This window comes from Streptomyces aureus (assembly GCF_000725495.1).
Taxonomy (GTDB): domain Bacteria; phylum Actinomycetota; class Actinomycetes; order Streptomycetales; family Streptomycetaceae; genus Streptomyces; species Streptomyces aureus_B.
In genome coordinates this window covers 218,242-245,157 of sequence record NZ_KL647041.1, presented here as the reverse complement: position 1 = coordinate 245,157, position 26,916 = coordinate 218,242, and the positions used below count along the sequence as shown (strand labels likewise).

Annotated in this window: 22 protein-coding genes, 1 tRNA gene and 1 riboswitch; of the genes, 7 read left to right on the top strand and 16 right to left on the bottom strand. The window is 71.4% G+C overall.

Annotation, left to right across the window (positions count from 1 at the left end; translation table 11 throughout):
- Positions 1 to 17 precede the first annotated feature (17 nt).
- Positions 18 to 596, bottom strand: coding sequence for a TetR/AcrR family transcriptional regulator (locus IO36_RS40820; protein ID WP_037628221.1), 579 nt, complete (start codon positions 594 to 596; stop codon positions 18 to 20).
- 91 nt (positions 597 to 687) lie between these two features.
- Here IO36_RS40820 and IO36_RS40815 point away from each other — a divergent pair, with 91 nt between their 5' ends.
- Positions 688 to 1,134 (top strand): anthrone oxygenase family protein, encoded by a 447-nt coding sequence (locus IO36_RS40815; protein WP_037628220.1) that lies wholly within the window; start codon positions 688 to 690, stop codon positions 1,132 to 1,134.
- Between the two features lie 476 nt (positions 1,135 to 1,610).
- Here the strand turns inward: IO36_RS40815 and IO36_RS40810 are convergent, their stop codons facing one another.
- Entirely contained in the window at positions 1,611 to 3,005 is a 1,395-nt protein-coding gene (locus IO36_RS40810; protein WP_037628218.1) for a cystathionine beta-synthase, read from the bottom strand.
- Between the two features lie 143 nt (positions 3,006 to 3,148).
- On the opposite strand from IO36_RS40810, the gene IO36_RS40805 reads away from it, so the two are divergent.
- From IO36_RS40805 to IO36_RS40795, 3 genes are all read left to right on the top strand, one after another.
- Positions 3,149 to 4,177, top strand: a complete 1,029-nt coding sequence (locus tag IO36_RS40805) for an SGNH/GDSL hydrolase family protein (RefSeq protein ID WP_078943753.1) — start codon at positions 3,149 to 3,151, stop codon at positions 4,175 to 4,177.
- 705 nt (positions 4,178 to 4,882) lie between these two features.
- Positions 4,883 to 6,103 carry an acetyl-CoA C-acetyltransferase gene (locus IO36_RS40800; RefSeq protein WP_037628216.1) on the top strand — a complete coding sequence of 407 codons (1,221 nt, stop codon included), beginning with the start codon at positions 4,883 to 4,885 and terminating at the stop codon, positions 6,101 to 6,103.
- Between the two features lie 282 nt (positions 6,104 to 6,385).
- The gene (locus IO36_RS40795) at positions 6,386 to 7,192 is read left to right on the top strand and encodes a hypothetical protein (protein WP_037628214.1); all 807 of its coding nucleotides are present in this window, start codon (positions 6,386 to 6,388) and stop codon (positions 7,190 to 7,192) included.
- A 57-nt stretch (positions 7,193 to 7,249) separates the two neighbouring features.
- Here IO36_RS40795 and IO36_RS40790 read toward each other — a convergent pair whose 3' ends face one another.
- Positions 7,250 to 7,561: a hypothetical protein gene (locus tag IO36_RS40790; protein ID WP_209441345.1), complete on the bottom strand. Its 312-nt coding sequence runs from the start codon at positions 7,559 to 7,561 to the stop codon at positions 7,250 to 7,252.
- 104 nt (positions 7,562 to 7,665) lie between these two features.
- Between IO36_RS40790 and IO36_RS40785 the strand changes: the two genes are divergently transcribed.
- Positions 7,666 to 7,896 (top strand): DUF4287 domain-containing protein, encoded by a 231-nt coding sequence (locus IO36_RS40785; RefSeq protein WP_037628212.1) that lies wholly within the window; start codon positions 7,666 to 7,668, stop codon positions 7,894 to 7,896.
- Positions 7,897 to 8,052: 156 nt separating this feature from the next.
- Here IO36_RS40785 and IO36_RS40780 read toward each other — a convergent pair whose 3' ends face one another.
- The 3 genes from IO36_RS40780 to IO36_RS40770 all read right to left on the bottom strand — a co-directional run bounded on the left by IO36_RS40780 (position 8,053) and on the right by IO36_RS40770 (position 10,646).
- Entirely contained in the window at positions 8,053 to 8,934 is an 882-nt protein-coding gene (locus IO36_RS40780; RefSeq protein WP_037628211.1) for a Bax inhibitor-1/YccA family protein, read from the bottom strand.
- Positions 8,935 to 9,150: 216 nt separating this feature from the next.
- Entirely contained in the window at positions 9,151 to 10,347 is a 1,197-nt protein-coding gene (locus IO36_RS40775; protein ID WP_037628210.1) for a 4-hydroxybenzoate 3-monooxygenase, read from the bottom strand.
- Between the two features lie 216 nt (positions 10,348 to 10,563).
- Positions 10,564 to 10,646 (bottom strand) — tRNA-Leu (locus tag IO36_RS40770).
- 440 nt (positions 10,647 to 11,086) lie between these two features.
- Between IO36_RS40770 and IO36_RS40765 the strand changes: the two genes are divergently transcribed.
- Together IO36_RS40765 and IO36_RS40760 are read left to right on the top strand one after the other, a co-directional pair.
- A complete protein-coding gene (locus tag IO36_RS40765) occupies positions 11,087 to 11,857 on the top strand; it encodes an ABC transporter ATP-binding protein (protein ID WP_037628209.1) in 771 nt (256 codons plus the stop codon).
- Between the two features lie 283 nt (positions 11,858 to 12,140).
- Positions 12,141 to 14,669 carry an ABC transporter permease gene (locus tag IO36_RS40760; protein ID WP_037628208.1) on the top strand — a complete coding sequence of 843 codons (2,529 nt, stop codon included), beginning with the start codon at positions 12,141 to 12,143 and terminating at the stop codon, positions 14,667 to 14,669.
- A 99-nt stretch (positions 14,670 to 14,768) separates the two neighbouring features.
- On the opposite strand, the gene IO36_RS40755 is transcribed toward IO36_RS40760, so the two are convergent.
- From IO36_RS40755 to IO36_RS40710, 10 genes are all read right to left on the bottom strand, one after another.
- Positions 14,769 to 16,058, bottom strand: a complete 1,290-nt coding sequence (locus IO36_RS40755) for an SAM-dependent methyltransferase (RefSeq protein WP_037628323.1) — start codon at positions 16,056 to 16,058, stop codon at positions 14,769 to 14,771.
- Positions 16,059 to 16,286: 228 nt separating this feature from the next.
- Entirely contained in the window at positions 16,287 to 17,672 is a 1,386-nt protein-coding gene (locus IO36_RS40750; RefSeq protein WP_037628207.1) for an NAD(P)/FAD-dependent oxidoreductase, read from the bottom strand.
- Between the two features lie 664 nt (positions 17,673 to 18,336).
- Complete coding sequence (locus tag IO36_RS40745; protein WP_037628206.1) at positions 18,337 to 19,308, bottom strand: Ppx/GppA phosphatase family protein; 972 nt, start codon at positions 19,306 to 19,308, stop codon at positions 18,337 to 18,339.
- Complete coding sequence (locus IO36_RS40740; RefSeq protein ID WP_037628204.1) at positions 19,305 to 19,910, bottom strand: DUF501 domain-containing protein; 606 nt, start codon at positions 19,908 to 19,910, stop codon at positions 19,305 to 19,307. Before IO36_RS40740 ends, IO36_RS40745 begins: the two co-directional genes overlap by 4 nt.
- 40 nt (positions 19,911 to 19,950) lie before the next feature.
- On the bottom strand, positions 19,951 to 20,427 hold the full coding sequence (locus IO36_RS40735; RefSeq protein WP_037628202.1) for an FtsB family cell division protein: 477 nt from the start codon (positions 20,425 to 20,427) through the stop codon (positions 19,951 to 19,953).
- Between the two features lie 172 nt (positions 20,428 to 20,599).
- Positions 20,600 to 21,886 (bottom strand): phosphopyruvate hydratase, encoded by a 1,287-nt coding sequence (gene eno / locus IO36_RS40730; protein WP_037628200.1) that lies wholly within the window; start codon positions 21,884 to 21,886, stop codon positions 20,600 to 20,602.
- 375 nt (positions 21,887 to 22,261) lie between these two features.
- On the bottom strand, positions 22,262 to 22,972 hold the full coding sequence (locus IO36_RS40725; RefSeq protein ID WP_037628199.1) for a LysM peptidoglycan-binding domain-containing protein: 711 nt from the start codon (positions 22,970 to 22,972) through the stop codon (positions 22,262 to 22,264).
- Positions 22,973 to 22,976: 4 nt separating this feature from the next.
- Positions 22,977 to 23,171: riboswitch (cyclic di-AMP (ydaO/yuaA leader) on the bottom strand.
- Between the two features lie 183 nt (positions 23,172 to 23,354).
- The gene (locus IO36_RS40720) at positions 23,355 to 24,263 is read right to left on the bottom strand and encodes a transglycosylase family protein (protein ID WP_037628198.1); all 909 of its coding nucleotides are present in this window, start codon (positions 24,261 to 24,263) and stop codon (positions 23,355 to 23,357) included.
- Positions 24,264 to 24,512: 249 nt separating this feature from the next.
- Positions 24,513 to 25,781 (bottom strand): cytochrome P450 family protein, encoded by a 1,269-nt coding sequence (locus IO36_RS40715; RefSeq protein WP_037628197.1) that lies wholly within the window; start codon positions 25,779 to 25,781, stop codon positions 24,513 to 24,515.
- Positions 25,778 to 26,719, bottom strand: a complete 942-nt coding sequence (locus tag IO36_RS40710; RefSeq protein WP_051901329.1) for a nucleoside triphosphate pyrophosphohydrolase — start codon at positions 26,717 to 26,719, stop codon at positions 25,778 to 25,780. The genes IO36_RS40715 and IO36_RS40710 overlap by 4 nt, the downstream gene beginning before the upstream one ends.
- Positions 26,720 to 26,916 lie beyond the last annotated feature (197 nt).

Sequence of the window (26,916 nt, the reverse complement as noted above, 5' to 3'; positions counted from 1 at the left end):
GCCGCCGTGCGGGTGCGTCAGAGCACGGCGAGGCGGTCCACCAGCAGGTCCACCCGCTGCTCCGTGTCCTCCGGCAGCAGCCGCCCCGCCCGGGTCAGGGTCACGATCCCGTGCAGGGACGCCCAGAACACCTCGGTGAACATCCCCGGGGGAACAGCGTCCCCGGCGACCTCGCCGAGGCATTCCAGCAGGGCGGCGAAGGCGTCCTTGAGGGGCCCCGGGGTGTCCTCCCGTGCGTATCTCAGGCCCCCGTCGAGCTGGAACAGGGCGTCGTAGACCGCCGGATTGCGCTCGGCGAAGTCGAGATAGCCGTGGGCGAGGGCGGCGACCCGGGCACGGGGACCGTCCGCGGCGGCGGTCGCGGCCCGCAGCGCGACGGCCATCTCGGAGGCGCCCTGGAGGGCGACCGCGCCGATGATCTCGCGCTTGCCGCGGAAGTGGCTGTAGAGGACGGGCTGGCTGTACTCGATGCGCTCGGCGAGCCGGCGCGTGGTGACCGCGTCCCAGCCCTGCTGCTCCGCGAGTTCGCGGGCCGTCGCCACGATGAGGCGCTCGCGGCCCGCCCGCTCACGCTCCTTGCGTTCCTGTACCGACATACCTCGATGCTAGCACTGCTAGACAATAGAGCGGCAGCAGCGCTAGCGTGGCTTCAACAGCTAGCAGCGCTAGAAATCTGGAGGGACCGTCATGCTCAACGCACTCGAGGTCGTCACCACCGTGCTCGTCGGTCTGATGGTGGGGGTGGAGCTCTGCGTCGCCTTCGTCGTCAACCGGATCCTCGGCGCCCTCCCCGCCGACTACGACCAGCTCGGCCGGGCCCACGGCGGCCGGATGCTCGGCGCCCTGATGCCCTTCTGGTACATCGGCTCGCTCGTCCTCGCCGCGGTCTGGGCCGTCGCCGGATGGCACCACGACGGCACCGGGCTCGTCGTCACCGCCGCCGGACTGCTGATCCTCAGCGTGGTCATGTCGCTCCTGCTGCTGGTCCCGATCAACAACCAGGGCAAGACGTGGACCCCCGAGAACCGCCCGGAGGACTGGAAGGAGCAGATGAACCGCTGGGACCGCTGGCACTACGTCCGGGTCGCGGTCATCGTCGCCGCCTTCACCCTGCTCGTCACCGCGCTCGTCTGACACCGCCCCGTCCGACGCCGCCCCGCCGGCGAGGACCCGGAGGACGGCGGCCGCTCCGGCGGCACGCGCCCCGCGGCCGTGGGCCACGGCTGCATACGAAAGGGCCCGGCACTCGGAGCGAGTGCCGGGCCCTTCGACGTTATGCGCGGGGACCGCCGCACCCCCGGTGAAGGGGGGCGGGACGACGGCGGTCCCCGCGAGGGACGCGGGCCGGGTCAGGACCGGGCTGGCGCGTCCTAGGCGTCCATGGAGGTCCGGGAGCCGCTCCGGAGGTCCTTGGCGCCGTATGCCGCCGGCCTGGGCGGGGAGCCGCTCCCGCCCTGCCGACACCCCCTAATGTGCCGGACCCGTGTTAAGCGGGTGCTGCGCGGACGTGACGCGCTCGTACCACTTCCGCGAAGTTCGTCCCGGCCGGCGGCCCAAGATCCGCACGGATCCGGCACTTCGCACGAAATCCCTGCTCAGGCCACGGACGGTCAGGCCTTCGTGCCGCCCTTGGCCAGGAAGGACAGCAGGTCCTGGCGGCTGACGACGCCGGTGGGCTTGCCCTCGACGAGGACGATCGCCGCGTCGGCGCTGCCGAGCACCGTCATCAGGTCGCCGACCGGCTCGCCGGAACCGACCTGGGGCAGCGGCGCGGACATGTGCTTCTCCAGCGGGTCGCCCAGCGAGGCCCGCTGGGTGAACAGCGCGTCCAGCAGCTCGCGCTCCACGACCGAGCCGATGACCTCGGCAGCCATCACGTCGGGGTGACCGGCGCCCGGCTTGACGATCGGCATCTGCGAGACGCCGTACTCGCGCAGCACCTCGATGGCCTCGCCGACGGTCTCCTCCGGGTGCATGTGGACGAGGGACGGGATGGAGCCGCCCGCCTTGTCGTTCAGCACGTCGGCGACCCGGGCGCTGGGGCCCTCGTCCTCCAGGAAGCCGTAGTCGGCCATCCACTCGTCGTTGAAGATCTTGCTGAGGTAACCGCGGCCGCTGTCGGGGAGCAGCACGACCACGACGTCGTCCGGGCCGAGGCGCTCGGCGACGCGCAGCGCGGCGACGACGGCCATGCCGCAGGAGCCGCCGACGAGCAGCCCCTCCTCCTTGGCCAGCCGGCGCGTCATCTGGAAGGAGTCCTTGTCGGACACCGCGACGATCTCGTCGGCGACCGTACGGTCGTAGGCGGTCGGCCAGAAGTCCTCACCGACGCCCTCGACGAGGTAGGGCCGGCCGGAGCCGCCGGAGTACACGGACCCCTCGGGGTCGGCGCCCACGACCTGCACCTTGCCGTCGCTGGCGTCCTTCAGATAGCGGCCGGTGCCGGAGATCGTGCCGCCGGTGCCCACGCCCGCGACGAAGTGCGTGATCTTCCCCTCGGTCTGCTCCCACAGCTCGGGGCCGGTCGAGTGATAGTGCGAGAGGGGGTTGTTCGGGTTGGAGTACTGGTCCGGCTTCCAGGCGCCCGGGGTCTCGCGCACCAGCCGGTCGGAGACGTTGTAGTACGAGTCCGGGTGCTCCGGGTCGACCGCGGTGGGGCAGACCACGACCTCGGCCCCGTACGCGCGCAGCACGTTGATCTTGTCGGTGGAGACCTTGTCGGGGCACACGAAGATGCACTTGTACCCCTTCTGCTGCGCCACGATGGCGAGGCCCACACCGGTGTTTCCACTGGTCGGCTCGACGATCGTGCCGCCGGGCTTGAGCGCGCCGCTCTCCTCCGCGGCCTCGATCATGCGCAGGGCGATGCGGTCCTTCACGGATCCGCCGGGGTTGAAGTATTCGACCTTCGCCAGGACGGTCGCCTGGATGCCCGCGGTCACGTTGTTGAGTCTCACCAGCGGGGTGTTGCCGACGAGACTGATCATCGAGTCGTGGAATTGCACCGTTGTCTCCGGAGCTGCGTTTTCAACAGGAATGGTCTCGCCAGCCTACGGCCCTGGGCAGCCGTTCACCCGCGGTTGAGATTGACCCACCCGCCCTTCGGGGCAAGCAGTGGTTGTACGGCTACAGGAGGTGGCGGCGACGGATGTCGAGCATGTCGAGGGCGAGGGTGGCCCGGCGGATCGCCGCGGGCGCGGCGTACGGCGGGGGCGGGGTCGGCCTGGTGGGGGCGGCGGCCGTCGGTCTGGTGCTGGCCGAGGTCCAGCTGGCGAAGCGGCATTTGGGCAACGGACACGCTCCCTACGCCCCGCGCGCCGAGGGTCTCTACGGCTACGACTACACCGGCGCCCCGGTCGGCGAGCCCCCGCTGCGGCTGACGATGCTCGGTGACTCGACGGCGGCGGGCCAGGGGGTGCGCAGGGCCCGGCAGACTCCGGGCGCGCTGCTGTCCTCGGGGCTCGCGGCGGTGGCCGAGCGGCCGGTCGAGCTGTGCAACGTGGCCCTTCCCGGCGCCCAGTCGGACGACCTGGACCGCCAGGTCGCGCTCGCCCTCACGGACACCTCCCGGCTCCCGGACGTCTGCGTGATCATGATCGGCGCGAACGACGTGACGCACCGGATGCCGCCCACCCGCTCCGTGCGTCATCTGTCCGCGGCGGTACGGCGGCTGCGGACCGCCGGTGCGGAGGTGGTCGTCGGCACGTGTCCCGACCTGGGCACGGTCGAGCAGGTCCAGCAGCCGCTGCGGTGGCTGGCGCGGCGGGCGTCCCGCCAGCTGGCCGCCGCGCAGACGATCGGGACGGTCGAGCAGGGCGGGCGCACGGTGTCGCTGGGCGACCTGCTGGGCCCCGAGTTCGCGGCGAACCCGCGGGAGCTGTTCGGGCCGGACAACTACCACCCCTCGGCCGAGGGGTACGCCACCGCGGCCATGGCGATCCTGCCCACGGTGTGCGCGGCGCTGGGTCTGTGGCCGGCCGAGGAGGAGCGGCCGGACGTGTCGCGTCACGAGGGGTTCCTGCCGGTCGCCCGTGCGGCGGCGGAGGCGGCGTCCGAGCCGGGTACGGAGGTCACTGCCGCGATGCCCACCGGGCCCCGCGGACCCTGGGCCCTGCTCAAGCGGCGCCGCCGCCAACGCCTCCCTGCGACGGACCCGGCCCCGACCCCGTCGAACTGACCCCTCCGGGGGGAGACCCAGGCCCGTACCCGGCCGCGGGCCCGCCGTGGCCAATCGCGCAGTTCCCCGCGCCCCTGGGCCCTTCGCCCGACCCGGCAGCGAAAGCCCTGCCCGGGCCGGGCCTGCCCGTACTCGGCTGCGGGACCGCTGTGGCCGGTCGCGCAGTTCCCCGCGCCCCTGACCCCGTCACCCCCGACCGGCGCCAACGGTCCAGCCCCGACCGGACCCAGCCCGTACCCGGCCGCGGGCCCGCGCGGGCTGATCGCGCCGTTCCCCGCGCCCCTGACTCCGTCGCCCGACCCGGCGGCGAAAGCCCTGCCCGGGCCGGGCTTGCCCGTACTCGGCTGCGGGACCGCTGTGGCCGGTCGCGCAGTTCCTCGCGCCCCTGGGTTGCTCACCCGAGCGGGCGGAATCAGGTGGGCCCCGGGGAAATTCAGCCCCTCCGGCGTTTGAGGAGCGGGGTCCGGGGCGGAGCCCCGTGGGGGCGGCTGAGCAGCGGGGCCGGGGCGGAGCCTCGGGGGGCCGGCGGAGGGTTCCGGACAGCCTCGACGGGGGAAAACACCCCAAAAGGCGCCCCCGCCCGAAAAAAGCAAGCGCTTAGAAAAGTGCGGCCGGTGTCACACCTCCGCACCGGTGACCTCGACGGTACGTACGGGTAACTTCCCAATCAGCCCTGCACACTTCCCGTACGCCAATGGAGCCGTGATGCCCGAAGCCGTGATCGTCTCAGCCGCCCGCTCCCCGATCGGCCGCGCCTTCAAGGGCTCCCTGAAGGACGTGCGCCCCGACGACCTGACCGCCACGATCATCCAGGCCGCCCTCGCCAAGGTCCCCGAGCTGGACCCGAAGCTCATCGACGACCTGATGCTCGGCTGCGGCCTCCCCGGCGGCGAGCAGGGCCACAACCTCGCCCGCATCGTGTCCGTGCAGATGGGCATGGACCACCTCCCGGGCTGCACCATCACCCGTTACTGCTCCTCCTCGCTCCAGACCTCCCGCATGGCCCTGCACGCCATCAAGGCCGGCGAGGGCGACGTCTTCATCTCGGCCGGCGTCGAGATGGTGTCGCGCTCCGTCAAGGGCACCTCCGACGGGATCCCGGACACCCACAACCCGCTGTTCGCCGACGCCGAGGCCCGTACGGTCGACGTCGCGCAGTCGGAGGGCTCGACCTGGCACGACCCGCGCGAGGACGGCCTGGTCCCGGACGCGTACATCGCGATGGGCCAGACCGCCGAGAACCTGGCCCGCCTCAAGGGCGTCACCCGCCAGGACATGGACGAGTTCGGCGTCCGCTCGCAGAACCTCGCCGAGGAAGCCATCAAGAACGGCTTCTGGGAGCGCGAGATCACCCCGATCACCACCCCGGACGGCACGGTCGTCAGCAAGGACGACGGCCCCCGGGCGGGCGTGACGCTGGAGGCCGTCCAGGGCCTCAAGCCGGTCTTCCGCCCCGACGGCCTGGTCACCGCCGGCAACTGCTGCCCGCTGAACGACGGCGCCGCCGCCCTGGTGATCATGTCCGACACGAAGGCCCGCGAGCTCGGCCTGACCCCGCTCGCCCGCATCGTCTCGACCGGCGTCACCGGCCTGTCCCCCGAGATCATGGGCCTCGGCCCGGTGGAGGCCAGCAAGCAGGCGCTCGGCCGCGCCGGCCTCACCGTCGACGACATCGACCTGTTCGAGATCAACGAGGCCTTCGCCGCCCAGGTGATCCCGAGCGCCCGCGACCTGAACATCCCGCTGGACAAGCTGAACGTGAACGGCGGCGCCATCGCCATCGGCCACCCCTTCGGCATGACCGGCGCCCGCATCACCGGCACGCTGATCAACAGCCTCCAGTTCCACGACAAGCAGTTCGGCCTGGAGACGATGTGCGTCGGCGGCGGCCAGGGCATGGCGATGGTCATCGAGCGCCTCAGCTGACCACGCATACCCGTTCCCGTGACGGGTTTTGAACCCAGCGTGAACGAATCGGCCCAGAAGCCCGGAACCACCGGGCCTCTGGGCCGATTTGTGATCCAATCCCTTCCAAGATGTGACCTATGTCCCCTCGGACGGGTATTCCCGCAGGTCAGATGCGTGCGCGACTAAACCTGGGGCACAAAGTCCTGTCCTATTCGTGACGTTACGCACTGACAGTTTGATGGTTCGCCCTTCAAGCTGATGTAGGAAGTCGGGGGCCGACTTTGAACCGGGAGTACGTCAGTGAGCGCCATGCCGATTGCTCTGCTGCTCACCACCGCCGCCGGCGCGGCCGTGGGCGTCGCCGTTCTGCGCACCCTGCGGGGCGTGCGTCGGCAGGTCGCAGCCCTGCACAGCGAACTCGTCGCGAGCCGTATCAGTACGGCCCGGGCCCTCGTGCCCGCCGCCCGTGGATCCGCCGACGCGGACGAGATACGCACGGCCGTCGCCGAGGCGCTGGCCGAGGAACGGGAGCGGGAGCTCGCCGAGGCGCGGGCGTTCTGGGCCGCCCAGGAGGCGCGTGACGCCTCCGACGCGCCCTCGCTGCTCGGACTGCCGGACAGCGAACTGTTCCTGCCGCGTCACTCCGACTTCGCGGGCCTCGACCACCTGGAGCCGGTGGCCGAGACCAGCACGGACCTGGAGGAGTTCCTCCAGACCGGCACGGCGGGCGACTCCCCCGAACTCGCCGCGGCACGCCGCCGTCACCCCTCGCACCCGGACTTCGTCCCGGTGCAGTCGCCCGTGGTCAGCGACCACGAACGCACGGTGACCCGCCTCGAGGAGCTCGCCGCGTCCGGCACGGAGCTGACGGACGTCCGCCCCGGCCCGCTCGGCACCCTCGACGTCTACGTCTTCGCCGACGGCACGACGCTGTGCATGACCCCCGGTCACCGCGAGACCGCGCAGCGGCTCGCCGCCGCCCTGACGGCGGGCCAGAGTCCGGTCCTGCTCGGCGGTTCGGGCGTCTCGGGCGCGTACGCCCTGACCTTCTCCTTCGGCGAGGAGAACATCTACATCCTGGCGGACCGCGTCATAGCGTCCCTGTGAGGGTCCGCCCCCGGCAGGGGGCGGCCGCACCACCGCGCGCCGGAGTCGACCGAGAGGTCAGACCCCGGCGCGTTTCTGTGCCTCGGCCACGAGCGTGACGGCTTCGGCCACTTCCTCCTCGTTCTTCAGTACGAGGGCCAAGTCGTGCGCGGCGACCGTGATTTGGTCGGCGGCGGCGAACATCCCGGCGTCGGGCATCTCCCGGGGCTCGCCCGACGGGTCCTCGACCCGCTGGGCGCGCAGCGCGAACTCCCTGGCCAGGCCCAGTGCCTCGGCCGCGGCGCTGCGTTGCAGGCGGCTCTGCGGGGCGGCCCGCAACCGGTCGGCGAAGTGGTCCACGGCTCGGGTCAACGGCGTCGTATCCAGCACGCCGCGAGACTACGCGCAGCGGCGGGACTGTTGCCAACAACCCAACCCTCAGGCACGGTGGCGTGAAGGACCGGCTTACATCCCCTTTGCGTTCGGAGGCGCCGATGTCCCAAGTCTTCTCCGAGGAGACCCATCGCAACCTGCTCGCCCGCATCCCCCGCTGCACCGGTCGTGAGATCTCCGACTGGCTACGCACCGTCGACGAAGGACCTGCCCTCTTCCGCTTCGAGGAGAAGGTCAGCTGGCTCCGCGCCGAACACGACCTCGCGTACGGCCACGCCAAAGCGATCATTCACGAGTACGACCTGAGGAGGGCCGCGCGCAAACTGCTGTGAGCGCGCACCACCGAGAAGACAGGTGTCCGACGACCCGTACGTGACGACGCGCGCCCCGTGACGGAACGCGCATCCCATGACGAAGGGCCCGCGAACTGGTGGTTCGCGGGCCCTTCTCCGAGCTCGTCCGGCGGCCGGTGCGGCCGCCGGTGCCGGCTAGTCCCTGCCGCTGAAGATGGCGACCAGCCGCAGCATCTCGATGTAGATCCACACGAGGGTCATGGTCAGGCCGAACGCGGCCAGCCAGGCCTCTTCCTTCGGCGCACCGTAGGTGATGCCGTCCTCGATCTGCTTGAAGTCGAGGGTCAGGAAGAACGCGCCGATCAGGATCGCCAGGATGCCGACGACCGCGCCGAGCGGGCCGCTGCTGCGCAGTCCGCCGTCCGGCGCGATGCCGAAGGCGACCAGCAGCAGGTTCACCGCCATGACGGCGATGAACGCGATGGCGATGGTCAGACCGATGCGCGCGTACCGGGCGGTGACCCGGATCCAGCCCGCCTTGTAGACGAGCAGGGTGGCGCCGGTGACGGCCATCGTGCCGAGCACGGCCTGGAAGGGCGCGCCGTGCCACACCGAGTTGTACATCTCGCTGATGACACCGAGGAAGATGCCCTCGAAGGCGGCGTACCCGATGATCAGCGCGGGCGAGGCGGCGCGCTTGAAGGACTGCACCATGGCGAGCACGAAGGCGACCAGGCCGGAGCCGATGGCCAGGCCGTAGCTCGTGCTGGAGACCGGCAGCAGCGCCCAGGCCAGGATGGCGCCGACGACCACGGTGCCGAGCGTCATGGACGAGCGGACGACGACGTCGTCCATCGTCATGCGGCCGGTGGTGGCCGGGGCCTGCGGCGGGGCGCCGTAGGGAAGGCCCTGCTGTGCGTACGGGTTCTGCGCGTAGGGGTTGCCGCCCTGCTGGGCGTACGGGTTCCCCTGCGTGCCGACTGCGGGTCCCCCGGCCTGCGGCGCCGCGTTGAAGCCCGCGTAGCCGTTGTCGCGGCTGAACCCCCGTCGCGAGAAGACCGGGTTACTGCTCCTCATTTCACTCCTCCATGGCCACCTGCGTGGCCTTGGGCTCAAGAGTAATAGGTAGGCAAAGGAATGACCCTAGTGCTTGGGGAGGATCTTTCCCTCGTTGTGCCACCGTACGCGTGTGTGATCTCCCACGCCCGCACTGGTACTAAGCCGTGACACCGGCCCCCGGGGAATCGGTCCCGCCGCGCTCGCACGTCCTCTCCAGCCGCCCGCCGTCCCCCTCTATTCCCCCGGTCGCGGCCCCGGGCCGAGGGGGAAGCCCGTGTAGCCCTCCGCCAGGTCCGTCGCGGCCGCCCGCGAGGACGCGATCCGTTCCAGACGGGCCAGCTGGACCCGGTCCTCGAAGGGGGTCGCGGCGGGGTCGCGGTGCAGCAGGGTGGTCATGTCGTACGAGAACCGCTCGGCCTGCCAGACCCGGCTCAGACAGGTCCCGGAATAGGCGTCGAGCCGATCCGCCGATCCGGTGTCCCGGAAGTGGATCAGGGCGTCGGCGAAGGTGACGACGTCGCCGACGGCGAGGTTGAGGCCCTTGGCCCCGGTCGGCGGCACGATGTGGGCGGCGTCGCCGGCGAGGAAGAGCCGGCCGTGCCGCATCGGCTCGTGGACGTAACTCCTCATCGGGGTGACGGACTTGGAGGTGATGGGGCCGCGTTCGAGCTTCCAGTCGTCCGCGGTCTCCAGCCGGCGCTCCAGCTCGTCCCAGATCTCCTCGTCGCTCCACGCGCCGGCGTCCGTCCCCTCGGGCACCTGGAGGTAGAGGCGGGAGACGGTGGGCGAGCGCATGCTGAGCAGGGCGAAGCCGCGCTCGTGGCGGGCGTAGACGAGTTCGTCGTGCGAGGGCGGGACGTCGGCGAGGACGCCGAGCCAGCCGAAGGGGTACGAGCGCTCGAAGGTCCGGGAGAGCGCGGCGGGCACGGCCCGGCGGGCGACGCCCCAGAAGCCGTCGCACCCGACGACGTAGTCGCACTCCAGCACGTCCTCGCGCCCCTCGTGCCGGAACCGGACGCGGGGCCGGTCGCCCTCGGCCCCCTCGACGGCCAGCGCCTCGGCCTCGAACAGCAGGGGGCCGCCCTCCGCGAGCTGCAGCGCGATCAGGTCCTTGCACACCTCGGTCTGCGCGTACACCATCACCGAGCGCCCGCCGGTGAGCGCCGGGAAGTCGACGCGCCGCCGCTTCCCCTCGTACCGCAGCTCGATCCCCTCGTGCGGCAGGCCCTCCCGGTCCATGCGCTCCCCGGCCCCGGCGGCGCGCAGCACGTCCACGGTCCCCTGCTCCAGGATCCCGGCGCGCTGCCGCTGCTCCACATAGGCGCGGTCGCGGCTCTCCAGCACCACGGACGCGATCCCGGCGCGGTGCAGCAGCCGGGCCAGCAGCAACCCGGCGGGCCCGGCCCCCACGATCCCCACGGTGGTGCGCATCTGCCCACCCTCCCTCTCGCCTGTTCGCTCGTTCGTCCAGTGAAATTTCCTTCACCTGTTTCGGCGAGTCTCCGCCGCCGGGTTGAGGACTGTCAACGGGTGAAGGCGACGCACGCGGCACCGGGCCGCGGCGGGACTGCGAGGAGGATGCGGCCGGCGGGCCACCCCCGGAGTGTTCCGGCTGTGGCCCGCACCCTGCGCCGCAGGGGCGGGAAGTGCCCGGAACCGGACTTGAACCGGTACGCCCGCGAGGGGCAGCGAGGTTTAAGCTCGCCGTGTCTGCATTCCACCATCCGGGCAGACCATGGGCTCCGCATCGAGGTTCCGAGCCTATCGGGGCGCGTCCCCCGAACAGCGGGCGTGCGGACCGATGTTGTCTTATTTTATTGACGTCTGAGGGTGCATCAGCACGCCGCACAGGCCGTCAGCACTTGCCAACAGCCTCCCGGACGCGCCGGGCCCGCGTACGGGGATTGACGGAATTTCACCGTCCGAGCGCGATCACGGCGGGCCGCGCGGCGGACGCCCGGCTCCGGCGGGAACGCCGGGTGTCCTCGACGGCGCCCGACCCGGAGGGCTCTCGGGGAGTTCCGTCATCCCCAGGTATGACACGGCCGCTCCCCGTCCGACCCGAGGCTGCCCCCGGAACCGGAACAGCGGGTGACGACATCGCGCTCGCCGGCGCCGACGATGGAACACGTCGCCATCACCGTCGTCGTCCCGACAGGAGCACCCTTCCGTGACCACCACCCACCCCGCCGGCACAAGCACCGCGGTCGCAGCCCGCGCCACGGAACTGTCGAAGGTCTACGGGCAGGGCGAGACCCAGGTGGTCGCGCTCGACCGCGTCACCGTCGACTTCCGGGGGGCCGAGTTCACCGCGATCATGGGCCCCTCGGGGTCCGGCAAGTCCACGCTGATGCACTGCGTGGCGGGACTGGACACCTTCTCCTCCGGCTCGGTGCGCATCGGCGACACCGAACTGGGCTCCCTGAAGGACAAGCAGCTCACCAAGCTGCGCCGGGACAAGATCGGCTTCATCTTCCAGGCGTTCAACCTGCTGCCGACCCTGAGCGCCCTGGAGAACATCACGCTCCCCATGGACATCGCGGGCCGCAAGCCCGACAAGGAGTGGCTGGACCGCGTCATCAAGATGATCGGCCTCGCGGACCGGCTGAGCCACCGCCCCTCGCAGCTCTCCGGCGGCCAGCAGCAGCGCGTCGCCGTCGCCCGCGCCCTCGCCTCCCGGCCCGACATCATCTTCGGCGACGAGCCGACCGGAAACCTCGACTCGCGCTCGGGCGCCGAGGTCCTCGGCTTCCTGCGCAACTCGGTGCGGGAGCTGGGGCAGACGGTGGTGATGGTGACGCACGACCCGGTGGCCGCCGCCTACGCGGACCGGGTCGTCTTCCTCGCCGACGGACGGATCGTGGACGAGGTGTACGAGCCCACCGCCGACTCCGTCCTGGACCGGATGAAGCAGTTCGACGGCAAGGGCCGCACCAGCTGATCCGCCGCCGGACCGGCACCGCCCCCGGCACCTCGGCCACCGGCCGTCGAGCACCGAGCAACGAGCACCCCAAGCCACCGGCCGGACCGGCGAACCCCCGCACCGGGGTCACCATGCCGGCCGCCGCACCGGATCGTTCCCCGGCCCGCCCGGTGCTCCGGCCTCCCGCACCGCGGTGCCCGCTCCGGCGTGCCCGCCCGGCCGCCCGCGCTCTGCACGCGCCGGCCCACGGACCTCCGCGCCCTCCGCGCCCCTCCCGCGACCTCCTGGACTGAGAAGACCCATGTTCCGTACCGCCTTGCGCAACGTCTTCGCGCACAAGGCCAGGCTCCTGATGACCGTGCTCGCCGTCCTGCTCGGCGTCGCCTTCGTCTCGGGGACCCTGGTCTTCACCAACACCATCTCGGACGCCTACCAGAAGAGCTCCGCCAAGGGCTTCGACCAGGTCGACGTCGCCATCCGCGCGAAGAGCGCGGAGGACACCGGCGACACCGTCGGCCGGACGCACAAGCTGACCCGGCCCCTGCTCGACAAGGCGGCCGGCGTGCCCGGCGCCGCCTCCGCGATCGGCGTCGTCGACGGCTTCACCGCCATCGCCGACAAGCACGGCAAGCTCATCGGCGGCGGCTTCCAGTCGCAGGGCGGCAACTACTGGGGCGACAAGGACCCCCGTTACCCCCTGACGGCCGGCCACGCGCCGCACGGCGCCGGTGAGATCGCCATCGACGCCGAGACCGCGAAGCGGGCCGGATACAAGGTCGGCGACACCGTCCGCATGTCGGTCGACGGCCCCGTCCTGGAGCCCGTCGTCGCCGGCGTCTTCAGCACCGACGACGGCAACGTGGCCGCGGGCGGCAGCCTCGCCCTGTTCGACACGGCGACCGCGCAGCGGCTGTTCCACTCGGTCGGCGCGTACGACGAGATCGACGTGAAGGCCGCCCCCGGCACCAGCCAGAGCGCGCTGCGCGCGGCGATCGACGCCGCGCTGCCGAAGGACAGGGTCTCCACGACCACCGGCCAGAAGCTCGCCGACGACCAGGCCGAGCAGATCTCCGCCGCGATGAGCGGGATGAAGACGGGCCTGCTGGTCTTCGCCGGGATCGCGCTGTTCGTCGGCACGTTCATCATCGCCAACACCTTCACCATGCTGGTCGCCCAGCGCACCAAGGAACTGGCCCTGCTGCGCGCCGTCGGCGCCTCCCGCCGCCAGGTCACCCGGTCGGTGCTGATCGAGGCGTTCGTGGTCGGCGCCGTCGCGGCCGTCGGCGGGCTCGCCGCGGGCGTCGGCATCGGCGCCGCGATGCGCTCCCTGATGGGCACGCTCGGCGCCACGGTGCCCGACGGCCCGCTGGTCGTCTCCCCCGGCACCGTCGGCACGGCCCTGCTGGTCGGCGTCCTCGTCACGATGCTGGCCGCCTGGCTGCCCGGCCGCCGCGCCGCCAAGATCCCGCCGGTCGCCGCGATGAGCAGCGTCCACGCGAAGGCGACGACGAAGTCCCTGGTCCTGCGGAACACGATCGGCGCCCTGTTCGCGGCCGCGGGTGTCGCCGTGGTCCTCTACGCCACGACGATGGACGGCTCGGACGGCCAGGCCCCGATGGGGCTCGGCGCGGTGCTGCTCATCCTCGGCGTCTTCGTCCTCACCCCGCTGCTGTCCCGCCCGCTGATCGCCGCGGCGGCCCCCGTCCTGCGGGTCTTCGGGATCTCCGGCAAGCTGGCCCGGCAGAACTCGGTGCGCAACCCGCGCCGTACCGCCGCCACCGCCTCGGCGCTGATGATCGGCCTCACGCTGATCACCGGTATGACGGTGATGGCGGGCAGCCTGCAGAAGTCGATCGACAAGATGGCCACCTCGGCGATCCGGGCGGACTACCTGGTGTCGATGGCGAACGGCAACTCCCTCTCCCCGGACGTCGAGAAGAAGCTCGCCGCCGTCGACGGGGTCACCGGCATCAGCCCGCTGCGCAACGCCCCGTCCCGCATCGACCGGCAGACCGAGTTCCTGACCGGCGTCAACGGCGCGGCGATCGGCGAGCTCACCGACCTCCCCGTCACCGACGGCTCCTTCGAGGTCCGCGGCACCCGGGTCGTGGTGGACTCCGAGACCGCGAAGTCCCACGGCTGGAAGGCCGGTTCACGGTTCCGGGTCTCCTACGAGGACGGCGCCAGGCAGAACCTGACCGTCACCGGGGTGTACAAGGCCAACGAGGTGATGCGGGGCATCATGCTCGACAACGCGACGCTCGCCCCGCACCAGCGGGACGCCTCCGACATGCAGGTCATGGTGAAGACGGCCGGCGGGGCCTCGGACGGCACCAAGGACCGGCTGGAGAAGGCCCTCGGCGACAACCCGGCCATCAAGGTCCAGGACAAGCAGGACTTCTCCGACAGCATCGCGCAGATGTTCACGCTGATGCTGAACATGCTCTACGGCCTGCTGGCGATGGCGGTGATCGTCGCCGTCCTCGGTGTCATCAACACCCTCGCGATGTCGGTCTTCGAGCGCTCGCAGGAGATCGGGATGCTCCGCGCGATCGGCCTGGACCGCAAGGGCATCAAGCGGATGGTCCGCCTGGAGTCGCTGGTCATCTCGCTCTTCGGCGGCGTCCTCGGCATCGGTCTCGGCGTGTTCTTCGGCTGGGCGGCCGGTGAGCTGCTGGGCAGCAGGATGTCGACGTACGAACTGGTGCTGCCCTGGGGCCGGATGGCGCTCTTCCTGCTGCTCGCGGCGACGGTGGGCGTCCTGGCGGCGCTCTGGCCGGCCCGCCGGGCGGCGCGTCTGAACATGCTGACGGCGATCAAGTCCGAGTAGCCGCAGCACGGGGCCGGCCGACGGCCCCGAAGCCGGGAAGGGGTCCCGTTCCGTCCGGAACGGGACCCCTTCCCCGTGCGCCGCGCCGTCGCGTGCCCGTCAGTTCCAGGTTCTCGCCCGCAGCGGCATCCCGGAGGCGCCGCTGTCGTCCGGGGTCTTCACCGCCAGGACCTGGTTGACGCCGATCTGGTTGCGTTCGAAGGCGACCGCGCTGGCCGCCATGTACAGGCGCCAGACGCGCGCCCGGCCGCCGCCGGCGATGCGGACGGCCCGCGGCCATCCGGACTCCAGGTTGGCCACCCAGCGGCGCAGGGTGAGCGCGTAGTGCTCGCGCAGGACCTCGACGTCCCGCACCTCGAAACCGGCCCGCTCCAGCTGGGTCACGGTCGTCCCGATCGGCGCGAGTTCACCGTCGGGGAAGACGTAGGCGTCGATGAACGCGTCGACGGCGTAGGAGGACTCGTCGCGCTGCGGGCGCCGCCCGATCTGGTGGTTGAGCAGCCGTCCGCCGGGGGCGAGGAGGCGTCCGAGCACCTCGGCGTACTCCAGGTAGCGGTCGGCACCGACGTGTTCGGCCATCCCGATGGAGGAGATGGCGTCGTAGGGCCCGTCGGTGACGTCCCGGTAGTCCTGGACCCTGATCTCCACCCGGTCGGCCAGGCCCTCCTCCGCGACCCGTTTACGGGCGTACGTGGCCTGTTCCTGCGACAGCGTCACCCCGACCACGTACGCGCCGTGGTCGCGGGCGGCGTGCACGGCCATCGAGCCCCAGCCGCAGCCGACGTCCAGGAGCCGCTGACCCGGCTTCAGGTCGAGCTTGCGGCAGACGAGTTCGAGCTTGTCGCGCTGGGCCTCCTCCAGCGTGCCGCCCTCCTGCCAGTAGGCGCACGAGTAGACCATGGACGGGCCGAGGACGAGTTCGTAGAAGTCGTTGCCGACGTCGTAGTGGTGGCTGATGGCGCTGCGGTCGGTGCGCCGGGTGTGCAGATGGCGGTGGCGGCGCACCTCCTCGGGGGGCGGGGCGGGCGGCAGCGGCAGCCCGGACATCCGCACCAGCCCCCGGACCGCGGCCCGCACCTCGGGGTCGCGCAGCGCCGCCCCGAGTCCGCGCGCGTCCTGTCCGCGCTCCCAGATGAGCCCGGACAGCAGGTCCAGGGCGGCGTACAGGTCGCCCTCGATGGTCAGGTCCCCGGCGACCCAGGCGCGGGCGAGCCCCAACTCGCCCGGTTTCCACAGCAGACGGCGCAGGGCCCGCCGGTTGCGGACGACGAGCACCGGGGCGGCCGGCGGACCCGCCTCCGAACCGTCCCAGGCGCGGATGCGCAAGGGGAGCGGGGCTCCCAGCAACTGTTCGACAAGGCTCCTGAGCCGCGGCGCGGCGTCCTGCATGGCGTACACCTCCGAGACAGCACTCCCGAACGCTCCGACACCCGGTAAACATCTACCCGCTCGGCGCGCAGTCCCGCTCCCGCGACACAGATTCGCAAAATATGTGTACCCGCCAAGCTTTGGGGCGGGTGGTCCGCGGGGCCGCGGGAGGGGGCGGGAGAACGCCGAAGGGGCCGCCCGCACCACGGATGGCGGGCGGCCCCTTCGGGGCGTTCGGTGACCGGAGGGTCAGGAGGCCTTGGCCTTCTCCTCGGTCTTCACGGGCGCCGGGGCGGCCGGAGCCGGCTTGGCGGCCTCGTAGAACTCCTCGCGCGGAGTCTCCATGGCACCCAGGGAGACGACCTCGCGCTTGAGGAACATGCCGAGGGTCCAGTCCGCGAAGACGCGGATCTTGCGGTTCCAGGTCGGCATGGCCAGACCGTGGTAGCCACGGTGCATGTACCAGGCGAGACGGCCCTTGAGCTTGATCTTCATCTTGCCCATGACGATCATCGCGACGCCCTTGTGCAGACCGAGACCGGCCACGGCGCCCTTGTTGGCGTGCGCGTACTCCTTCTGCGGGAAGCCCCGCATGCCGGAGATCACGTTGTCGCCGAGGATCTTGGCCTGACGCAGCGCGTGCTGCGCGTTCGGCGGGCACCAGGCGTTCTCGACACCGGCCTTGCGGGCGGCGACGTCCGGCACCTGGGCGTTGTCGCCCGCGGCCCAGATGTAGTCCGTGCCCTGCACCTGGAGCGTGGTCTGGGTGTCCACGTGGCCACGCGGGCCGAGCGGCAGACCGAAGCGGGAGAGAACGGGGTTCGGCTTGACGCCGGCCGTCCAGACGATCGTGTTGGAATCGACCTCGAGGCCGTTCTTCAGCACGACGTGACCGTCGACGCAGGAGTCCATCGAGGTGGAGAGGTAGATCTCCACACCGCGGCTCTCCAGGTGCTCCTTGCCGTACTGGCCGAGCTTGGGGCCGACCTCGGGAAGGATCTTGTCCGCGGCGTCGACGAGGATGAAGCGCATGTCCTCGCGGGACACGCTGCTGTAGTACTTGGCCGCGTCGCGGGCCATGTCCTCGACTTCACCGATCGTCTCGGCGCCGGCGAAGCCGCCGCCCACGAAGACGAAGGTCAGCGCCTTGCGGCGGACCTCCTCGTCCGTGGTGGAGTCGGCCTTGTCCAGCTGCTCGAGGACGTGGTTGCGCAGGCCGATGGCCTCCTCGATGCCCTTCATGCCGATGCCCTGCTCGGCGAGGCCGGGGATCGGGAAGGTACGGGAGACCGCGCCCATCGCGATGACGAGGTAGTCGAAAGGCAGCTCGTACGCCTCGCCCACGAGGGGGGCGACCGTGGCGACCTTGCGGTCCTGGTCGATGGTGGTGACCCGGCCGGTGAGGACCTCCGCCTTGGGAAGTACACGCCGCAGCGGGACGACGACGTGCCGCGGGGAGATGCTGCCGGCGGCTGCTTCGGGGAGGAAGGGCTGGTAGGTCATGTACGACCGGGGGTCGACGACCGTGACGGTCGCCTCTCCGTAGCGCATCTGCTTGAGGATGCGCCGAGCTGCGTACAGGCCTACGTACCCACCGCCTACTACGAGGATCCTGGGACGCTCCGTGGTGCTCATGCCATCGAGTATCCACCTGCTTCAGGGGGGTCGCTCGTGCGCCCCTTCACAAGCTCGGGCAGGGGCTCTGCTACACTCCGCCGCCCCCTCGGCGGGGGCCATGGCGGCAGGGGTGGACCGCCGGGTGGTTCGTACCGTTGTCAACACCGTGTGAGCTGCGGCCCAACCCGTTCGGCCCAGCGGACCACACCCGCGTTTCACCGCCCCGAAACACGGTCGCAACGCTTCACCGAGCATGCTGCCGGACCGTCCGGGCCCCGCGAAAGGGCCCAACCGGCCCCTTCGTCGCCCAGCAGGGGCTTTTTCCTTGTGAAGAACTTCACGAAGTTTCTCGACGAGGTCGCTCCGGAGGGGTTCCGCACCCCCCTCCGGCACGCTCATACGCTATCCGCTCCGCTCAGCCGAGGCTACTGATCGGTAGCAAACGAGACCGGCGCCACGCACCTGCCGGGGCCCGGGAACGGGCGCCTCGGGCCGTGTCCGGGGGCCCGGGAGCGGCGAGGGCCCCGGCCCCCGGGAAAGGGGGGGCCGGGGCCCTCTCACGCCCGTTCTCGGCGCTTCGGCACGCCCGCCGACGGTCCCTGCCGGCCGGGTGCGGCCCTCCTGGCGGTGCGTGCCGACCGGAGCGGCGGTTCAGTCGCCCCGCTCGGCCGGGTGCGGCGGTTCAGGCGCCCCGCCGGGCGTCCTCGGCCTCCTCGGCCACCTTGAAGGCGATGCCGTCGAGGATGTCGTGCTCGCTGACCACGACCTCCTCCGCTCCGGTCCGCTCCATGATCGAGAGCAGCACGAGAGCCCCGGCCCCGATCACGTCGACCCGGCCCGGGTGCATCGAGCCGATCGCGGCCCGCTCGGCGTGGGTGGAGCGCAGCAGCCACTCGGTGATCTCGCGCACGCGCGCGAGGGAGACCCGGGAGTGGTGGATCCGCTCGGAGTCGTACTCCTCGAGGTCCAGCGCGATCGCCGCGATGGTGGTGACCGAGCCGGCCAGCCCCACCAGGGTGCGCGCCTCGCGCAGCGGGACGCTCTCCTCGGCAAGGTCGAGGGCGGCCTCGATGTCGGCGCGCATGGCCGCGACCTGCTCCGCGGTGGGCGGGTCGGTGACGACGCCGTCGCGCACGAGGTGACGTTCCGTCATCCGTACGCAGCCGATGTCCACGGAGCGTGCCGCGCGCACCCGGTCGGAGCCGACGACGAACTCGGTGGAACCGCCGCCGATGTCCACGACCAGGTAGGGCGTGGCCAGGTCGTCGCGGCCGGCCAGCTCCTTGGTCGCGCCGGTGAAGGAGAACTCGGCCTCCTGGTCGCCGGTGATGACCTCCGGCTCGACGCCGAGGATGTCGAGCACCCCGCGCACGAACTCGTCCCGGTTCTCCGCGTCACGGGAGGCGGAGGTGGCGACGAAGCGCAGCCGCTCGGCGCCGTGCTCCTTGATGGCCCCGGCGTAGGCGCGGCAGGCGTCGAAGGTCCGCTCCAGGGCCTCGGGGGCCAGCCGGCCGGTGCGGTCCACGCCCTGGCCCAGCCGGACGATGGTCATCCGCCGGTCCAGGTCGGTGAGTTCGCCGGTGTGCGGGTCCGCGTCGGCCACCAGGAGCCGGATGGAGTTGGTACCGCAGTCGACGGCGGCGACGCGGGTCACCGGCCGTCCTCGGCGGACTCCGCGGACGCGCCGGACTCGGCGCCCTCCTCGGACGTCACGGCGGCGGGCGCGTCAGGGGCCGGCGTTCCGGGCAGGGTCACGCAGGCGCCCTTGCGCCACCACTCGGGCAGCATCGCGATGGCCTCGTCGCCGAGCGGGTTGACGCCGGGACCGGCGGCCAGCGAGTGGGCCACCAGGACGTGCAGGCACTTCACCCGGTCCGGCATGCCGCCCGCACTCGGGAAGCCCTCCAGGACCTCGATGGCGTCACGGCGCGCGATGTAGTCCTCGTGGGCGGCGCGGTAGGCGGCCGCCAGCTCGGGGTCGGCGGCGAGCCGTTCGGTCATCTCCTTCATGACCCCGTTGGCCTCCAGCGTCCCGATCGCGGACGCGGCCCGCGGGCACGTCAGGTAGTACGTCGTCGGGAACGGCGTGCCGTCGGGGAGGCGGGGCGCCGTCTCCACCACGTCGGGCTGGCCGCAGGGGCAGCGGTGCACGATCGCGCGCAGTCCGCGCGGCGGCCGGCCGAGCTGCTGCTTGAAGGCCTCGACGTCAAGGTCGGTGGGCTCGGTGCGCGGGGTGGTGGGCGGTGGCGTTTCCATGCCGTGAGTCACGTGTCTTTCCGGTTCGGTTCATGGGTCGTCAGTGGTCGGCGGCGTCGGATCGGTCCACGCCGTCCCAGACGTTGGTGTACCAGGGGCGGTCGGAGGTGCCCCGTTCGGCGCGGGCCTGCTTCGCGGCGTCCGGGTCGATCACGACGTAGGCGGTCTCGCCCGGCATCACATAGTGCAGCCGCTGCCTGATCTGCTGCTTGGCGTACGCGTCGTCCTGCCAGCGCGCCTTGAGGTCGCGCAGCTGCTCGACCCGCTGCCGGGCCTGGTCCCGCTGCCGTTCCAGGTCGCTGATCTGGGCGCGCTGGGAGACGTACTGCCGCATCGGGTACGCGAGGGCGACGATCAGGGAGCACAGGACCATGGCCAGCAGCGCGGCCCGGCCGGTCAGCCGGGAGCGGCGCGCCTGCCGTTTGGTCTGGGAGCGGTAGACCCGGGCCGCCGTCTGCTCGCCGAGCAGCTTCAGCCTGGTCGAGGTGGAGAACCGGTCCCGGTCCTTCACGGCCATGAGTCCCGCCTCCCCAAACCGGGCCCGCCGCGCGGGCCCGTCACGTGCGTACGTCCCCGCACACGGTACGGGACCGGGTACGGGGACGTACGGAGGACGCTTCCTGAGCCGCGCGGGCTCAGCCCTGGAGCGGGAGCCGCGGGATCGGCCCTCGGGCGGGAGCCGCGTGGGCTCAGCCCTTGAAGCGGGGGAACGCCGAGCGGCCGGCGTAGACCGCGGCGTCGTCGAGGATCTCCTCGATGCGCAGCAGCTGGTTGTACTTGGCGACACGGTCCGAGCGGGCCGGGGCGCCGGTCTTGATCTGACCGCAGTTCACGGCGACCGCGAGGTCGGCGATGGTGACGTCCTCGGTCTCGCCGGAACGGTGGGACATCATGCACTTGAAGCCGTTGCGCTGGGCCAGCTCGACGGCGTCCAGGGTCTCGGTCAGCGAACCGATCTGGTTGACCTTCACGAGCAGGGCGTTGGCGGAGCCCTCCTCGATGCCGCGGGCCAGACGCTCCGGGTTGGTGACGAAGAGGTCGTCGCCGACGATCTGGACCTTGTCGCCCAGCTTGTCGGTGATGACCTTCCAGCCGGCCCAGTCGTCCTCGTACAGCGGGTCCTCGATGGAGACCAGCGGGTACGCGGAGACGAGCTCCTCGTAGTACTCGGTCATCTCGGCGGCCGAGCGGGACTTGCCCTCGAACTCGTACTTGCCGTCCTTGTAGAACTCGGACGCGGCGACGTCGAGCGCGAGCGCGATCTGCTCACCGGGGACATAACCGGCCTGCTTGATGGCCTCGACGATGAGGTCGAGGGCGGCGCGGTTGGACTCCAGGTTCGGGGCGAAGCCGCCCTCGTCGCCGAGGCCGGTGGACAGGCCCTTGGTCTTCAGCACCTTCTTGAGGGTGTGGTAGACCTCGGCGCCCCAGCGCAGGGCCTCGGAGAAGGACTCCGCGCCGATCGGCGCGATCATGAACTCCTGGATGTCCACGTTGGAGTCGGCGTGCGAGCCGCCGTTCAGGATGTTCATCATCGGAACGGGCAGCAGGTGCGCGTTCGGGCCGCCGAGGTAGCGGAAGAGCGGCAGGTCGGACGCCTCGGAGGCGGCGTGCGCGACGGCGAGCGAGACACCGAGGATGGCGTTGGCGCCGAGCGAGCCCTTGTTGTCGGTGGCGTCCAGGTCGAACATCGCCTGGTCGATCAGGCGCTGCTCGGTGGCGTCGTAGCCGACGAGCTCCGGGCCGATCTGCTCGATGACGGCGAGGACGGCCTTCTCGACACCCTTGCCCTGGTAGCGGTTGGGGTCACCGTCGCGGAGCTCGATGGCCTCGAAGGCTCCGGTGGAGGCGCCGGACGGAACGGCGGCACGACCCGTGCTGCCGTCGTCGAGGCCGACCTCGACCTCGACCGTGGGGTTGCCTCGGGAGTCCAGGATTTCCCGGGCTACGACGACGTCGATGGACGGCACGAGCATCTCCTTATGGGATGTGACGCGGTACGCGGGGCTCGGCAGCCCCGCGGGATGAGCCTAACCGGCTCACGGGGATCGGCCAGCGAGCGACCACCCCTTGAGCGGAACTGAGCGTACATATTGTTCCTGAACGGAACAAAAAAAGAAATGAAAAACCCCGCTCCGGCGCGTGCGGGGGAACACGCACCGGAGCGGGGAGCCCGTGGGGACGGGGGACCTCGGCGGGCCTCCGATCAGGGAGGCACCACGAGGGAGCTGCGCCGCGGCCGGGAAGACACCACGAGGGGACTTCGCCACGGCCGGGCGACGCGGCACGGCGCCGGGACCACGGCCGCCCTCCGCCGAAGGCGGCCGGTCCGGCCGGCGTGCCGCACCGCGTCAGCTCAGGTGCAGCTGCTGGCCCGGGTAGATGACGTCGGCGTCGGCGACGATGTCCTTGTTCAGCTTGAACAGCTTCTGCCAGCCGCCCTTGACGTGCTTCTTCTCGGCGATCGAGCTGAGGCTGTCACCCTTGACGACCTTGTACTCGCCGTCGCCCTTCTTGACCTTCTTGCCGGTCGGCGTGGTGACGGTCTTCTGCACGGCGGGGCGCTCCGCGGAACGGGCGGCGTGCTGCTCCGTCGTCCGGGTGGCGGGGGCGCTCTGCGAGGCGCTCGACGAGGACGACGAGGAGGAAGAGGAGGTGGACGGGGCCGCCGGGGCCGAGCCGCCGTTCGGGGTGCTCGACAGACCGACACCGCAGGTCGGCCAGGCGCCCTTGCCCTGCGCCGCGAGGACCTTCTCGCCGATGGCGATCTGCTGCGCCTTCGAGGCCTGGTCGGCGGTCGATGCGTAGGCGGTGCCGCCGTACGCGGCCCAGGTGGAGGACGAGAACTGCAGGCCGCCGTAGTAGCCGTTGCCGGTGTTGATCGACCAGTTGCCGCCGGACTCGCACTGGGCGACGGCGTCCCACTCGGAGGTGGTGGCGGCGGAGGCGTTGCCGGCCGCCATCAGCGGGGCGGCGATGGCGACACCGGTGACGCCGGCGAGCGTGGCGACGCGGGTGGCCTTGTTGGGACGGCGGTGCTTGCCCTTGCCGGAAAACAGCATGGAGTGATCCCCTCACCGACGCCTGCGAGGTGAGCTGTCGGGTTCGGGCCGGTTGAGTTGCCCGGCCGCGCGTCCTTGGTCCCGTCTCCGGGACGTCCGGTGCGCGGCTTCACCCCTAGCCGTTCCCGGGCTGTCTCTCGACTCCCGGTCCCGGCGCCTACCTTGGGTCCCCCGCTCCTGCCGACGGCGCATGACGCGACGACTGTTCCCGTACGGCCGTTGGCAGGATTCGGCGTTGCGACCGTCGGGGCCCGCTGTGGCGAGCGGTCACGACCGTAAGCAGTCGATCGACGGAAATTCAAAGACGATCAGGGCTTCTGAGACCCATCTCTCACTTGCGCCAAATGGGACATTCCACAGCGAACCGGGGCGCGAACTCCCCTTACTGCTGCGCCTCTTCGGCGACGACCACAATGCTCCGACCAGGCACGACGAGGCCCGGGCCGCTGTCCGCCTGCGGCGCCGTCGCGGTGTCGTCGTCGGAGTTGTCCCAGAGGCTGCCCAGGACCTGTGCGGCGTACGAGTCGTCGACGTCCGCGCTCGGGGTGCTCGCGGCGTGCCGGCCGGTGGAGTTGTCGACGCCGCCCTTGCCCGCGTTCTCCGTGGCCTCCCCGCCGCGGTGCCGCCCCGTACCGGAGCTCGGCGTGGCGGAAGGGCTCGAAGAGTCGTCCTTCTTGCCGGACTTGGCCGACTTGTCGCTCTTGTCCTTCGCCGCACCGGTGGCGTCCGAGCTCTGCGAGGGGCTGGGCGTCGCGCTGCTGCCGGCGTCCGAGGAATCGCTCGAAGCGCTCGAACCGGAGGAATCACTCGAAGCGGACGAACTGGGCGAAGTGGCCAGGCCGGAGGAGACGTAGGAATCGGAGTCGTCGGAGTTCGCGTCACCGGCCACGCCGGTGTCGACGCTGACCTCGCCGGAGCCCTTGCTGAGCCCGGAGAGCGGCCCGCAGGTCGGCCAGGCCTTGAGACCCTGGTCCGCGAGCACCTTCTCGGCGACGGCTATCTGCTGCGAGCGGCTGGCCTGGTCGGCGCTCGCGGCGTACTCCAGACCGCCGTGCGCCTCCCAGTTGTCCTGATCGAGCTGCAGGCCGCCGTAGTAGCCGTTGCCCTCGTTGGCGCTCCACGCGCCACCGCTCTCACACTGCGCCACCCGGTCCCAGGTGGTCCCGTCGGCCGCGCTGGCGCTCGCTGCGGCGAGCAACGGGATGGCGATCGCCGATCCGGTCACTCCTGCCGCGACGATGAGCGCCGGGGCCTGACGAGGGCGACGGTGACGGCCGTTCCCGGAGAGCATGCGAAAGCCTTTCGAGCGACAGCGGGGGAGCATCACGGCTCCCGCCAAGCGAGAGGCGGGGGTGCCGCGTTGATGGGTGAAGGTAGTCGCAGTCGATCGCTGGTTACAAGTCGATGCAGTACAGATCACGCGAAGATCACGGACTTGACGGACCGTCACGTTCCGGTGGTCGCGGAGGCGGCGTTTCCGGCATGCGGAAGGAGTCGTTCAGCCGGAGTGCCGAAGGGTCGCCGATGAACCGATCAAGGCCTATTTGACCGGGGTGAATTCGACCGGAAGCGTTCTCAATCCGCGCATAATGAGCCCTCCGCGCCATCGCAAATCGGCCGAATCCACGGCGAGTCGGAGGTCGGGGAGGCGCTGGAGGAGTGTGCCGAGCGCGGCCTGTCCCTCCAGCCGGGCGAGCGGTGCGCCCAGGCAGTAGTGGATGCCGTGGCCGTATCCCAAGTGCTGAAGGTCACGTCGCGAGAGGTCCAGGGTGTCCGGTTCCTCGAAGCGCTCGGGGTCACGGTCCGCGGCGGCGAGGACCACGAGGACCGGGTCGCCGGCCGCGATGTCCTGTCCGCCGATCCGTACGTCCTCGGTCGCGAAGCGCCAGGTGGCCAGTTCCACGGGCCCGTCGTAGCGCAGGAGTTCCTCGACCCCCGTCTCCAGCAGCCCGCTCTCCCCGGCCGCGAGGGAGTCCTGGAGAAGCGCCCGCTGCCCGGGGTGGGTGAGGAGGGCGTGCATGCCGTTCCCGATGAGGTTGACCGTCGTCTCGAAGCCGGCGAAGAGCAGGATGAAGGCCATCGCCGCGGCCTCGTTCTCGGTGAGGTGCTCGCCGTGGTCGGAGGCGCGGATGAGCCCGGAGATGAGGTCCTCGCCCGGTTCGGGCTCCGCGGTCAGCGCCTCGCGCTTGCGGTGGATGAGCTCGGCCAGATAGCCGCGCATCTTCTTCACGGACCGGGCGACCCCGCCCCGCGGCCCGCCGCCGTGCCGGATCATCATGCCCGCCCAGTCCCGGAAGTCGTCCTGGTCCTCGCGCGGGACGCCGAGCAGGTCGCAGATGGCGTAGATGGGGAGCGGGAAGGCGAACTCGTGGATGAGGTCGGCGGAACCCCGGTCCGCGAACCCGTCGATCAGCCGGTCCGTCAGCTCGTGTACCCGCGGGGCGAATTCGGCCACCCGCCGGGGGGTGAACGCCTTGCTGACGAGCCGCCGCAGCCGGGTGTGGTCCGGCGGGTCGATGTTCAGCAGATGCGTCATCAGGTCGGCCTTGCGCTCCCCGGGAATCCCGGTCCGGCCCTTCGCGTGCGCGGGTTCGTCGTGATGGGCCGGGTTCTTGGACAGCCGCTGGTCGGCGAGCGTCTGCCGGGCGTCGGCGTACCGCGTGACGAGCCAGGCCTCGACCCCGCTGGGCAGCCGGGTGCGGTGCACCGGCGCGTTCTCCCTGAGCCAGGCGTAGGCGGGGTAGGGGTCGGTGGCGAACTCCCAGGTGAAGAGCTCGGGTGCCTCGGCGGGGAGTGCGTGCCCGGTCACGGTGCTACGCCCTCCGCCCCGCGGATCGCGTCCCGGTAGGTGCGGGCCGCCGCGCGCAGGGCCGCCTCGGGATCGACGCCCTGGGCCTCGGCTCGGACGGCCAGCGCCAGCAGTTCGTACCCGACGCCCTCCCCCGTGGGCAGCGGGACGTCGAGTCCCGCCGTACGCGCCCGGGACGACAGCTTGGCCGACAGGGCGAGACCCGCCTGGCCGAGCGGGACGCCCTCGGTGACGGAGGTGCGCCGCTTCTCCTCGGCCTTGGTGCGCAGCCAGTGCTCCTTGACCTCCTCGGGCGTGGTGGCCGTCTCGTCGCCGAAGACATGGGGGTGCCGGTGGATCAGCTTGGCGACGATCCCGCCGGCCACGTCGTCGATGGAGAACGGGGCCTCGGGATCGTCCTCGGCGATCCGGGAGTGGAACACCACCTGGAGCAGGACGTCACCGAGCTCCTCCCGCAGCTCGTCCCGGTCCCCCTCCTCGATGGCCTCGACGAGTTCGTACGCCTCCTCCAGGCCGTACTTCGCGAGGCCCTCGTGCGTCTGCCGGGAGGACCAGGGGCACTCGGCACGGATGCGGTCCATCACCTGGACGAGGTCGAGCAGGCGGGCGCCCGGCAGGTCGTACGAGGCGGGGAGCAGCTCCAGGTCCGGCATCCGTATGCGGCCGGATCCCGCCAGGCGGGCCAGCCCGTCGGTGAGCAGCGGTTCGCCCTCGCCGGTGGCGACGACGACCACCGTGCGGCCGCCGGCGCAGGCGTCGACCAGCTCCCGCGCGCTCGGGGACTCCTCGTCGACCCGGACGCCGGCCTCGCGCAGATACGGCACCTGGGGGTGCGCGCCGTCCGAGCACAGCACCCGGTCGGCGCCGTGCAGCGCCTGCCACGCCCCCCAGGACAGCAGGCCGGGGGCGACGCGGTGGCTGGTGGTGAGCAGCACGATCCGGCCGGAACCGGCGTCGCCCGCGCCCTCGGCGGCGTCGGCACCGGCCCCTTCGACGGCCTGTCGGGCGGCGGTGCCGCTCTCCGCGGTCGGGTCGGCCACGGTCGGGTCGGCCGCGGTCACGTTGCCTGCGGTCACGTCGGCCGCGGTCCGCTCACGGTCCTGCCCGGACCCCGTCGGTTCACTGGTTGCGTTCA

Coding starts and splice junctions, on each gene's coding strand:
- IO36_RS40820 (WP_037628221.1), bottom strand. CDS start 596: ATGTCGGTACAGGAACGCAAGGAGCGTGAGCGGGCGGGCCGCGAGCGC.
- IO36_RS40815 (WP_037628220.1), top strand. CDS start 688: ATGCTCAACGCACTCGAGGTCGTCACCACCGTGCTCGTCGGTCTGATG.
- IO36_RS40805 (WP_078943753.1), top strand. CDS start 3,149: ATGTCGAGCATGTCGAGGGCGAGGGTGGCCCGGCGGATCGCCGCGGGC.
- IO36_RS40800 (WP_037628216.1), top strand. CDS start 4,883: ATGCCCGAAGCCGTGATCGTCTCAGCCGCCCGCTCCCCGATCGGCCGC.
- IO36_RS40785 (WP_037628212.1), top strand. CDS start 7,666: ATGTCCCAAGTCTTCTCCGAGGAGACCCATCGCAACCTGCTCGCCCGC.
- IO36_RS40780 (WP_037628211.1), bottom strand. CDS start 8,934: ATGAGGAGCAGTAACCCGGTCTTCTCGCGACGGGGGTTCAGCCGCGAC.
- IO36_RS40775 (WP_037628210.1), bottom strand. CDS start 10,347: ATGCGCACCACCGTGGGGATCGTGGGGGCCGGGCCCGCCGGGTTGCTG.
- IO36_RS40760 (WP_037628208.1), top strand. CDS start 12,141: ATGTTCCGTACCGCCTTGCGCAACGTCTTCGCGCACAAGGCCAGGCTC.
- IO36_RS40755 (WP_037628323.1), bottom strand. CDS start 16,058: ATGCAGGACGCCGCGCCGCGGCTCAGGAGCCTTGTCGAACAGTTGCTG.
- IO36_RS40750 (WP_037628207.1), bottom strand. CDS start 17,672: ATGAGCACCACGGAGCGTCCCAGGATCCTCGTAGTAGGCGGTGGGTAC.
- IO36_RS40740 (WP_037628204.1), bottom strand. CDS start 19,910: ATGGAAACGCCACCGCCCACCACCCCGCGCACCGAGCCCACCGACCTT.
- IO36_RS40735 (WP_037628202.1), bottom strand. CDS start 20,427: ATGGCCGTGAAGGACCGGGACCGGTTCTCCACCTCGACCAGGCTGAAG.
- eno (WP_037628200.1), bottom strand. CDS start 21,886: ATGCTCGTGCCGTCCATCGACGTCGTCGTAGCCCGGGAAATCCTGGAC.
- IO36_RS40725 (WP_037628199.1), bottom strand. CDS start 22,972: ATGCTGTTTTCCGGCAAGGGCAAGCACCGCCGTCCCAACAAGGCCACC.
- IO36_RS40720 (WP_037628198.1), bottom strand. CDS start 24,263: ATGCTCTCCGGGAACGGCCGTCACCGTCGCCCTCGTCAGGCCCCGGCG.